Raw genomic sequence first — 3,566 nt, 5'->3', positions numbered from 1 at the left:
CTGTCGCTGCTGTTTGTGGTGCTGACGCAATTTGCGCTGGCCAATCAGGTGGCCTCGGGGCTGGCGCTGACGCTGTTTGGTCTCGGGCTTTCGGCCTTGATGGGGCAGCGCTATGTGGGCGTTAAGCCGCCGCAGATGGGCCGGGTGGATATTCCGTTTCTGTCCGATCTGCCGGTGCTGGGGCGGATCCTGTTTTCCCATGATATCGTGCTGTATTTCGGCATCTTTCTGACCGCCTGCGTCTGGGCGGTGCTGAAGTTCACCCGCGCCGGGCTGGTGCTGCGCGCGGTGGGCGAGAACCATGACGCGGCCCATGCCCTGGGCTATAAGGTGGTGCGCATCCGCACGCTTGCCATTCTCTTTGGCGGCGCCTGCGCGGGCCTGGGCGGTGCCTACATCAGCCTGATCCGGGTGCCGCAATGGACCGAGGGCATGACCGCGGGCGTTGGCTGGATCGCCCTTGCGCTGGTGGTATTTGCCAGCTGGAAGCCCTGGCGGGCCCTGTTGGGTGCCTATCTTTTTGGCGGCGTCACAGTCGTGCAGCTTAATCTTCAGGCGGCAGGCGTTGCCATTCCGGTGGAGTATCTGGCAATGTCGCCCTATCTGATCACCATTCTGGTGCTCGTCATCCTATCCGCCGACAAGAGCAACGCACCCGCGTCGCTTGGCCGGAGCTTTCACGCCTCCCGCTGATACCGGGGGCGCCGCATTTTCCGCTTCCGGGACACCGGGGGCGGATCTGAAGACTGCGCCGGTGCGGGGCCGATGTCATGGGCCGTTTATCCGGGGTCAAAACCGAATCTAACAGGGGACTTTATCCATTATGAAACTCACCAAACTTCTCACCGGCGCGGCTGTTGCGCTCGGCCTGGCCGCGGGTGGCGCGATGGCGCAGGACAAGACCAAGGTTGGCTTTGTCTATGTTGGCCCGGTTGGCGATGGCGGCTGGACCTATGAGCACAACCAGGGCCGTCTGGCGGTTGAGGAAGAATTCGGCAATGCGGTCGAAACCGTCTATGTCGAGAATGTCGCCGAAGGCCCCGATGCGGAGCGCGTGATCACCCAGATGGCGCTGCAAGGTGCGGATCTGATCTTCACCACCTCCTTTGGCTATATGGATCCGACCATCAACGTGGCGGCGAAATTCCCGGATGTGAAATTCGAACATGCGACCGGCTATAAGCAGACGGCGAATGTATCGACCTATTCCGCCCGTTTCTACGAGGGCCGCGCGGTTCAGGGCACCATCGCGGGCGAAATGACCAAGAGCAATATCGTCGGCTATATCGGCTCCTACCCGATCCCCGAAGTGATCCGCGGCATCAACTCCGCCTATATCCACGCCAAGAAGGTGAACCCCGACGTCCAGTTCAAGATCGTCTGGGCCTTCACCTGGTTTGATCCGGCAAAAGAGGCCGATGCGGCCAAGGTGCTGATCGAACAGGGCGCTGACGTGATCCTGCAACACACCGACTCCACTGCACCGCAGGCGGCGGCGCAGGCGGCGGGCAATGTCTACACCTTCGGTCAGGCCTCTGACATGGCGGAATATGCTCCGGCGCCGCGCGTGTCCTCGATCATCGACAACTGGGCCCCCTACTATATCGCGCGCACCAAGGCCGTGATGGATGGCACCTGGGAAAGCGGCAACACCTGGGACGGCATCGGCGCTGGCATGGTGAAGATCGGCGAGATCACCGATGCGGTTCCCGCCAACGTCAAGGAAGACGCGCTGGCGCTGAAAGCCGCCATCGCGTCCGGCGAACACCACCCCTTCACCGGCCCGCTGAACAAGCAGGACGGCTCGGTCTGGCTGGCCGAGGGCGAAGTGGCTGATGATGGCACCCTGGCTGGCATGAACTTCTTTGTCGAAGGCATCGACGGCACCATCCCGGAATAATCCGGCCTTCACCTGTGATGGATGAAAGACCCGCCCCCGTTGGCGGGTCTTTTTTTGCCCCCTGCCCCACGATCAATGCGCGCAGCTACGTCAGCCTTGCTGACCTATTGTTTCGTGCACGAAACAATAGGTCAGGGATCTTGATACTTTTTATGCCCGTTGCAGGGCGCGCGACCGCATAGATCTGGGAGGCGCAACGGCGCTGTTTACCTTTGCGAAAGCCTTGGCAGCCGGGCGTTAGTCGCGAAACACCCGTGCCGCCAGCAGGACCCGCGACAGGGCCGTGATGAAACACAAGCCCCCAAAGCCCCAGGCCAGCGGCACAGCAGCACAAAGAGGGTGATGGTCTCGGCGCCCTCCAGCAGGCCGCCGGTGAAATAGAGCGTTTTGACCCCGCGCGCCGATGTGGTCATCTCGCGCTTTTCGGCCAGCACCGCATAGCCCAGAAAACTGGCGCCATTGGCGTAGAAGCTGCTCAGCAGGAACGCACCGGCAAGGCCGTTTTCCTGCGGCGCCAGCGCCACAAAGCCGAGCGGCACCGCGCCGTAGACCACAAAGTCACAGACGATATCGAGATAGCCGCCAAAATCGCTGAGCCTGCCCGTGGCCCGCGCCACCGCCCCGTCGAGCCCATCTGCCAGCCGTGACGCCAGAAGCGGCAGGAGCGCCCAGCCCGGCGCTCCGCAGCCGATCATCAGCGCCGCCAGGAGCCCCAGCGCCAGCCCCAGCAGGGTGATCTGATCGGCGGTCACGCCAAGACGCGCCAGACGTCTGCCCTGCGCATTCAGAATGGGGTCGATCACGGGGCGGAGTTTTGCGTCAAACATGAGACAGGCTTTAGCTGTCGCGACGGAAAAAATCCATTCAACTTGCCGCGTTCTGCGCCCGCTCCCATTGCTGTTGTGCCACCTGCGTGCCAGTCTCGGCCCGGAAATCACCCCGGCGCGTTGGAGGACATATGTTTGATTTTCTTGTCATCGGTGGCGGTGTCGCCGGGCTCAGTGCGGCCGCCCATCTGGCGGAGCTTGGCTCTGTGCTGCTGCTGGAGCGCGAGGACGTGCTGGGCTTTCATGCCTCGGGGCGCTCGGCGTCGCTGTTTGAGAAAAACTATGGCCCCGGTCCGATCAAGACCCTGTCACACGCAAGTGCCGCCTTCTTTGAGGCGCCCGGCCCGGGGCGCGACAGCTATCTGAGCCCGCGTGGCTTCATGTTGCTGGGCAAGGCCGAGGATCAGGCCCTCTTTGAGGCGAATATGGCGGATCTGGACCTGACCGGAATTTCGGTCGAGGCCGCCGTGGCGCGGGTGCCGATCCTGAACCCCGATGTGGTGAGCCACGCCGCCGTGCATGAGGACGCCAGCGATATCGACACTGATCGGCTGATGGGCGACTGGGCCAAGGATCTGCGCCAGCGGGGGGGCGAGCTGCGCCTGAAGCAGGAGGTGCAGCGCATCACCCGCAGCCCGCAGGGCTGGCGGGTCGAGACCCGCGATGACAGCTATGAGGCCGCCCAGATCGTCAATGCGGCCGGGGCCTGGGCGGATGTGATCGCCGAAATGGCGGGGGCGCGCCGTGTCGGCCTGCAACCCAAACGCCGCTCGATCGGCCACCTCCAGGCCCCCCGCGCCGCTGACGTCCGCGGGCGGCCGGTGCTGCTGGGGGCCGGG

3 protein-coding genes and 1 pseudogene are annotated in these 3,566 nt (G+C 63.7%); 3 read left to right on the top strand and 1 reads right to left on the bottom strand.

Translation table 11 applies throughout. The features are described from left to right. Both HCZ87_RS20305 and HCZ87_RS20300 read left to right on the top strand, forming a co-directional pair. Positions 1 to 693, top strand: a 693-nt coding sequence (locus tag HCZ87_RS20305) for an ABC transporter permease (RefSeq protein ID WP_167646879.1), incomplete at its 5' end; no start/stop codon positions are given. 130 nt (positions 694 to 823) lie between these two features. Continuing rightward, positions 824 to 1,900, top strand: coding sequence for a BMP family ABC transporter substrate-binding protein (locus HCZ87_RS20300; protein ID WP_167646877.1), 1,077 nt, complete (start codon positions 824 to 826; stop codon positions 1,898 to 1,900). Positions 1,901 to 2,137: 237 nt separating this feature from the next. Here HCZ87_RS20300 and HCZ87_RS20295 read toward each other — a convergent pair. Continuing rightward, positions 2,138 to 2,727 (bottom strand): annotated as a pseudogene (locus tag HCZ87_RS20295) (CDP-alcohol phosphatidyltransferase family protein). A gap of 131 nt (positions 2,728 to 2,858) precedes the next feature. On the opposite strand from HCZ87_RS20295, the gene HCZ87_RS20290 reads away from it, so the two are divergent. Continuing rightward, the coding region (locus HCZ87_RS20290; protein ID WP_167646875.1) for an FAD-binding oxidoreductase at positions 2,859 to 3,566 on the top strand (708 nt) is incomplete at its 3' end.

Source organism: Phaeobacter sp. HF9A (genome assembly GCF_011806385.1).
In the GTDB taxonomy this organism is placed as follows: domain Bacteria; phylum Pseudomonadota; class Alphaproteobacteria; order Rhodobacterales; family Rhodobacteraceae; genus Epibacterium.
The sequence above is the reverse complement of the archived record's forward strand: the minus strand, read 5'-3'. Positions and strand labels throughout refer to the sequence as shown.

Coding starts and splice junctions, on each gene's coding strand:
- HCZ87_RS20300 (WP_167646877.1), top strand. CDS start 824: ATGAAACTCACCAAACTTCTCACCGGCGCGGCTGTTGCGCTCGGCCTG.